Source organism: Pseudomonas sp. NPDC089407, assembly GCF_044900445.1.
Lineage (GTDB): Bacteria > Pseudomonadota > Gammaproteobacteria > Pseudomonadales > Pseudomonadaceae > Aquipseudomonas.
In genome coordinates this window covers 23395-30681 of record NZ_JBJDNB010000054.1, presented here as the reverse complement: position 1 = coordinate 30681, position 7287 = coordinate 23395, and the positions used below count along the sequence as shown (strand labels likewise).

At 64.2% G+C, this 7287-nt stretch carries 5 protein-coding genes; all 5 read right to left on the bottom strand.

What is annotated here, in order from left to right:
* Positions 1 to 132: 132 nt before the first annotated feature.
* Positions 133 to 1347, bottom strand: a complete 1215-nt coding sequence (locus ACI2KG_RS28100) for an MFS transporter (protein WP_404664137.1) — start codon at positions 1345 to 1347, stop codon at positions 133 to 135.
* A gap of 60 nt (positions 1348 to 1407) precedes the next feature.
* Positions 1408 to 2622 (bottom strand): benzoate/H(+) symporter BenE family transporter, encoded by a 1215-nt coding sequence (locus ACI2KG_RS28095; RefSeq protein ID WP_404664136.1) that lies wholly within the window; start codon positions 2620 to 2622, stop codon positions 1408 to 1410.
* A 212-nt stretch (positions 2623 to 2834) separates the two neighbouring features.
* Positions 2835 to 3722 carry a dihydrodipicolinate synthase family protein gene (locus tag ACI2KG_RS28090; protein ID WP_404664135.1) on the bottom strand — a complete coding sequence of 296 codons (888 nt, stop codon included), beginning with the start codon at positions 3720 to 3722 and terminating at the stop codon, positions 2835 to 2837.
* A 44-nt stretch (positions 3723 to 3766) separates the two neighbouring features.
* Positions 3767 to 4549, bottom strand: a complete 783-nt coding sequence (locus tag ACI2KG_RS28085) for an aldolase (RefSeq protein ID WP_404664134.1) — start codon at positions 4547 to 4549, stop codon at positions 3767 to 3769.
* Between the two features lie 366 nt (positions 4550 to 4915).
* Positions 4916 to 7060, bottom strand: a complete 2145-nt coding sequence (gene mtlD / locus ACI2KG_RS28080; RefSeq protein WP_404664133.1) for a bifunctional mannitol-1-phosphate dehydrogenase/phosphatase — start codon at positions 7058 to 7060, stop codon at positions 4916 to 4918.
* Between the last annotated feature and the right edge of the window lie 227 nt (positions 7061 to 7287).

Genomic DNA, 7287 nt, shown 5'->3' with positions numbered 1-7287 from the left:
TGGGCCGCAACGCGGCCCCAAATTGCTTAACTGACCGGCATTAGGGCTTGCCCCGCGAAGCGCCGCGCGGGCGGCGCTCGATCTCACAGGCGCTAAAAATGTTGCGGCGAACACTTGGTGGCCGAAACCAGATCACCGCTGGTACCGCAGCGCCCCCCTTCCTTTTCGGGCCATAAAAACCTCCTGCGCCAATGTCAGCCCCACCGTCAACACCATGAACACCACCGAAGCCACGAAAACCCCGCTGGGCAGCCCTCGGTCGAGCAGCCAGCCGAACACCACCGGCCCGATGGCGCCGCCGATGTTGAACCCGGTCGAGACCAGCCCGAAGGTCTTGCCCTCGGCGCCTGGCGGTGCTGCCGCCTTGACCAGCATGTCCCGCGAGGGGGCGATGATCCCGGTCAGCAAGCCGATGGCGCCCAGTACCCCCACCAATGCCCAGTCCCAAAGCACGCCCAGGGCCACCAGCGCGGTCAGCGCGGCGGCCAAGGCAAAAGCCATTGCCGCCACCAGGCCATGGCGCCGGGTACGGTCAGCCAGCGCGCCGCCACACAGCACGCCCGCAGCGCTACACAGCAAGAAGGCAGTAAGCCCGGTGTTGGCCCAGGTCAAGGTCAGGCCTTGGCCTTGTACGAGTGCTGCAACGGAGAACTTCTCGATGGCACTGGTGCTCAGGTTGAGCAATATGAACAACACGGTCAGCACGCCGATCATGGGTGTGAACAAGCGTACACGGCCGGTTGCCGGGACCGGGCCGGCACAGCCTTTATTACCCACCTCTGCGACCCGGTACACGCCACTGCCCGGTATCGATATCAACAGTAGTGCAGCAGCCCCGAATACCGCGCCCGCCGCCAGGGCTGCCCGTGTGCCCAGCACAGCAGCGATACCAAGGAATATGGCCGGGGTAACCGCCGAGCCGAGAAAACCGGCGAAAGTATGAAGGGAGAACGACCGCCCCAGCCGGCCTGGCTCGATGCCCTTGGCCAGCAGCGCATAGTCTGCCGGGTGATACACGCCATTGGCCAGGCCGGCCAGGGCCATGGTCACCAGCAACAGCGCATAGCCGGGGCTGGCCGCCAGCAGCAGGAAACTGAGGCTGCCCAGCAGCAGCCCGGCCTTGAGCACTCGCCGCGCACCATAGTGGTCGACGGCATAACCCAGCGGGGCCTGCACCAGGGCAGAGATGATGTTGAACACCGCCAGGGCCACGCCGAGCTCGATGAAGCCTACCCCCAGCAGGCCGGGAAGCACCGGCAGCAGCGCCGGGATCAGCATGATGTGCACATGGCTGACGAAGTGCACGGCAGCAATTTGGGTCAGCAGCTTGGGGCCAGCGTGGCGCATGACGGTACCTGTAAACAGCGTGCGCGCCTGTGGCGCACGGCGAGGTAATGGGATGCCCGCCTAGCGGGCGCTGCGGCGAAACGCGGGGAGGCGACCATTCAATGCGGCATGGGCCAGCAGGCCGATGACCAGGCCCCAGAACGCCCCGCCAATGCCGAACAGACTGATATTGGCCGCGGCTGCCAGAAAGGTGATCAGCGCTGCTTCGCGCGAACGGGCATCGGCCATCGCGCTGGCCAGGCTGGCGCCGATGGTGCCTAGCAGGGCAAGGCCGGCCAGGGTGGTGATGAAAGTGGCCGGCAGGGCCATGAATACACTGGCCAGGGTGACCCCGAACACCCCCACGAGGATGTAGCAGACGCCGGCAGCGATCCCAGCTACCCAACGCTTGCCCGGATCTTCATGGGCTTCCTTGCCGGTGCAGATGGCCGCCGTGATGGCCGCGATGTTGAAGGCGTGTGAGCCGAATGGCGCCATCAGCAACGACCCCAGACCGGTGACCGCGACAATCGGGTTGGCGCTGGTCTTGAAGCCGTCGTTGCGCAGCACCAGCATGCCGGGCATGTATTGGCCGGTGAGGGTGATCAGGAACAACGGCAGGGCCACGCTCAGGGCTGCATTGAGGGAAAAGGTGGGGGCGGTGAATACGGGTGAGGCGAGCGCCAGCGTGACCCCGTTCAGGCCCACCTGGCCCTGCAGCAGCAGGTAGCCCAGGCCCAGCAGCAGAATGCCGACCACGGCGTAGCGCGCGGTGAAGCGTTTGAAGGCCACATAGGCGGCAATCAGCAAGCCGGCCAGGGCGGGGTCGAGCGACAGGCTGGCAAAGGCACCGATGCCGAACTGCAACAGGATGCCCGCCAGCAGCCCGGCAGCGATGCCGCCAGGCAACAGCCGCACCAGGCGCTCGAAGCAGCCGGTCAGCCCCAGCACCACGAAACCGGCGGCCGACAGCACATACGCACCGATGGCGTCACTGTAAGGTACATTGGCCAGGGCGGTGACCAGGAACGCGGCGGCTGGCGTGGACCAGGCTGTGATCACCGGCTCGCGGCTGTACCAGGACAGCGCCAGGCCGCTGAGACCGACGCCGATCGATACGGCCCACACCCACGATGAGGTCAGCTCCGGGCTCAGCCCGGCCACCTTGGCTGCCTGGAACACCAGGATGAAGGTACCGCCGTAGTTGACGATGACCGAAACGATTCCGGCTATTACGGGGTGGAGAATGTCTGTCAGGCGTAGCGGAGTTGAAGCGCTTTGAATAGGCGCGTCCATGATTGCCTCGGGTAGTTGTGTGGGAGCCGTGCTTGGCGGCGATGGGCTGCGTAGCAGCCCCAAAGTCTCGAGCTACTCACAATCGGTCAGAAGGGTGTCGCCTGTATTGGGGCTGCTTCGCAGCCCATCGCCGGCAAGCGCGGCTCCCACAGAGGCCGCGTCAGAACAAAGAATTACGATTTGTTCCATGGGAGCGGCTGCGCGGTTGAGGGTCAGTTGGCCAGTTCGGTCAGCAGGCTCTTCAGGTAGTCGCTGCCTTGCGCGTCCAGCGCCTGCAATGGCAGGCGTGGCGCGCCGACATCCTGGCCGAGCAGTTTCAGGCCGGCCTTGATGGTGGTGGGCAGGCCACGGCGGGTGATGTATTCCAGCAGCTCGTACTGGCGATAGAACAGCGTGCGGGCTTCGGCCAGCTGGCCTTGTTGCACGGCGTCCCACAGCGCCAGGTTCAGGGCCGGGATCAGGTTGGGCGCTGCGGTGCACCAGCCGGTGGCGCCTGCCACCAGGGCTTCCAGGCTCAGCGGGTTGCAGCCGTTGTAAAACGCCACCTGGCCATCGGTGGCCGTGAACAGGCGGTGCATGCGCTGAATGTCGCCGGTGCTTTCCTTGACCATGGTCACATTGGGCACCTCGCCAAGGATGCGCAGGATCAGCTCCACCGACAGGTCGGTGCCGCTGGTGCCCGGGTTGTTGTAGAGCATGATCGGAATGTCGATGGCGGCACCGACGGCCTTGTAGTGGGCGACCACCTCGGCCTCGGTGAGTTTCCAGTACGAAATGGGCAACACCATCACCGCCGTAGCCCCGCACGCCTGGGCCAGACGTGCACGCTGCACGGTGCGTGCGGTGGTCAGGTCGGAGACGCTGACCACGCTGGGCACGCGCCCGGCAATGCGGGCCTGGCTGAAGCGCACCACGCTTTCCCACTCGCTGTCGGACAGGTAGGCCCCTTCGCCGGTGCTGCCCAGTGGCGCGATGGCGTGCACGCCGCCATCGATCAGGCTGTCGATGGACGTGCCCAGGGCATCCAGGTCGAGCGTGCCGTCTGCCGTGAAGGGAGTGATGGTGTAGCCGATAACGCCGCGAATTACAGGTGTAGACATGACCTGGCACCTCTGCCGTAGTTAAGGAAAGAGTACAGCTTCAATCAGCCCAGGCAGTCGCCGTGGGCAGGCAAGGCACGGCGCGCGTAGTAGCTGAATGCGGCGCCATGACGTTTAGGGGTGGAGATCCAGTCGTGGGCCTCTTTGCCCAGCGCCTCGGGGATCGGGCGGATATCACCGGCGCCCATGGCCAGCAGCTGCATCTTTGCTGCCCGCTCGAACAGCAGGGCGAGCACGCAGGCCTCCTCGATCGAACGGCCGGCGATCAGCAGCCCGTGGTGGGAAAGCAGGATGGCCCGCTTGTCGCCGATCGCCTTCGAGATGATTTCGCCTTCTTCATTGCCCACCGGCACGCCTGGCCACGCCTTGAGGAACGCGCAGTCGTCGAACAGCGGGCACAGGTCCATGTGCGAGATCGCCAGTGGCACTTGCAGCATCGACAAGGCAGCGCTGTGCAGCGGGTGGGTGTGGATGATGCAGTTGACGTCGGGGCGGGCGCGGTACAGCCAGCTGTGGAAACGGTTGGCCGGGTTGGCCATGCCGCGGCCTTGCAGCACGGTGAGGTCTTCGTCCACCACCAGCAGGTTGGAGGCAGTGATTTCGTCAAAGCCCAGGCCCAGCTGCTGGGTGTAGTAGGTGCCGGGTTCCTGCGCACGGGCGGTGATTTGCCCGGCCAGGCCGGAGTCGTGGCCGCCGTCGAACAGGATGCGGCAGGTGAGCGCGAGTTTTTGCCGGGCGCTGTAGGTGTTGTCGGCCAGTGCTGTCAGCATCTGCTGCTGGGCGAGCTTGACCAGTTGGTCCTTGGGAATGTGCATGGTGGTCGTCATCGGCGGTACCTGCAGGGGACGGGTGATAGGTTGCTGAGCGACGGTGGAGGTCGTCAGGACACACGGTGATCTTAATGACACTTTGTGTCTTATTCAAGTGAGTGGTGACACAAAAGGCACCCTGGATACATGGCTGGAAATCGATAGGAAGTAGCCACACCTTGAAGATCGAATGGAACAAACAAGGCGGACAGAGGTGATCTCACAGGAATAATTGGCCCGAAACAGATGTGGGAGCGGCCTTGTGCCGCGAAGCGCCGCGCGGGCGGCGCTCGATCTGACAGGCACCTAAAATTTTTTGGCAAACACCAGGGCGGCGCTCGATCGCATAGGCGCTGCGAGCATCTAGCCGAACAAGGCGCTGCCTTATGCGCCGATGCAAAGATTGTCGAATCGGGTTACCGATGCCATTTGCGGATACTGCTGGAACGCCGTGGCAATGGCGCTGATCAGTTGTGCGTCATTGACCGGATCCAGCCCGGGAAAGCGTTTGCCATTGCAGGTGCCGCCATGGGTCAGCACCGCTTCGACACTGTCATCGTTGTCCCGGTACACCTGCCTGATCGCCTGGGCTTCCAGGTTTTTGTCATCTTTGCAGCGCAGTGCATGGTGAATCGCCAGGGCCGCACCGAAGGCCAGGGCCGGGGTTTCAATGCCATGCTTGCGGGCAAGCTCGATGCTGCTGAGGATGCGTTCGTTGCGTTGCAGCTTGCGCAGCGGGTCACGGCCGACGCGGGCGCACGGGTCCTTGAACGAGGTTTTGCAGCGTTCAAGAAACGCCTCGGCAAAGCGGCTGACCACCTCGGCCATTTGCGGGTACTCGGCCACCAGCGCCGGCGCCACTTCCTGGCGAATCAGCCGCTCGGCCAGCGCACTCACGCGGGCATCGCCCATGCCCTGGCCAACCCAGGCATGCCCCAGCAAGCTGGCGTACCAGGCGACGATGGCGTGCGGGCCGTTCCACAGGCGGTTCTTGATGACCTGGATCTGGGCAATGTCTGGCACCGTCTTCACCTGGCGCAACCGTTCGAGCAGGTCGCTGCCGCGCTCCACGTACAGCGGCATGTCGGCTTCGCTGTTGAACAGCACCAGGTGCAACTGGCTCATGGCGTTGGTGGGCTGCGCAAAGGGTTTGAAATGGCCGAGCAACCGTTCGTATTCGGCCAGCGGCGCCGACGCCTTGCGGGTGGCGGCGGGTTCGTCTTCCAGGCTGTTCTGGAACATCTGCGACTTGATGCGCAGTTGCCGCACCAGCGCGTCATTGCTCAGCTTGGAGACGATGCGGCTGACCACCGTTTCGGCGAAGTGGGTCTTGTCCAGCACCTGCTCGCAGATGGCTGGCGGGCACAGTAACGCCAGCTCGGCTTGCACATGCCTGCGCACGAATGCACCACCGCCAACCTTGTTCAACACGATCAGCAAGGTCAGTTCGCGGCCGCGGCGTTCGAAGCGTTGCAGCAGCCCCTGGGCAATCACCTTGGCCTGGCCCCTGATGGCCTGCTCAGGCAGGCTCAGGCCGATGACTTCGGCAGCGGTGTACATGTTGATTACGGCGGCATCGTCGTCCAGGTCGATCATGCGCACGTTGTCGATGGTCTGGTCGAACGAGGTGGCACCGTAGCGCACGCTGTAGCGGCCAAAGGCGCTGACGCTTTCGCGCAGCATGCGCGAGCGGGTCGCAGCGATGATTTCGCAAGGCCGGGTGTAACCGTCCCAATGGGCCAATACCTGGGTCAGGTAACCGCCGCCAATGGCGCCGAACCCGTGAATGCCCACGCGGAACTGGTTCAACGAGGCCGGGAACGGCTCGCTCAGCGTCGGCATGCCCAGATCGGGCACGCATTCGCTCAGGTCGGCGAGGAATTCCGGCATGCTGCGATAGGCCTTGAGCGCACCGGCCTTGATCTGGGCAGCGGGCGGCTTGATGTCTTCGATCAGGATCGCCTGGCCCTCGGCGCGCATGGCCGAGAGCATGCCGTTTTCCGAGTCTTCGACCATGAAGCACTGGTCTGGCGCGCAATTGAGCGCGCGGGCGGCCTTCAGGAAGATTTCCGGGTGGGGTTTGCCCTGGCTGACTTCATCGCCGCACACGGTGATGTCGAAGTACTTCAGCACATTGGCGTTGATCAGGTATTCCTCGGCGATGGCGCGGCGGCTGGAGGTGGCCACGGCCATGGTCAGGCCCGACTTGCGCAGGCGTTCCAACACCTCCAGCAGGCCGGCCTTGATCGGTACGCCGTGGTTGCGCACGTACTCCAGCTCAAGTTCATCCGCACGCTGGCGGATCTCGGCGTAGGGGAAGTCTTCACCGTTGTGGGCCTTGGCCAGGGCTTCGGCTTTTTTCGCGCTCAGGCCCAGCGAGCCGATCAGCGTGTGCTCGCCCAGTGGCTTGCCGAAGATTTCCAGCGAGGCCTGTTTCAGGGTCTTGAAGCGCAGGCGCTCGGTGTCGAACAGGGTGCCATCCATATCGAAGATGGCGCTGAAGATGCGTTTACCGTGAAAGAAAAGCATGGGTTGTTGCCCCTTGTACTAGCGTCAGTCATCCCGCCTTCAGCAGGCGAGTACGGTGTGTGAGCTGCAGCGGTGGCAGTCAGGTAGGGGGCACACGGTCGACAGGGGGGCGCTCGGGGGTGACGCACAGGTAAGGCGGGGCGGAGCGGGGGGTACACAGCAGGTTGGCGAGCTTTGAAGCGAGGCGGGCGGTACGTTTGGCCTTGAGGTCACGCCCACTGGCTGCA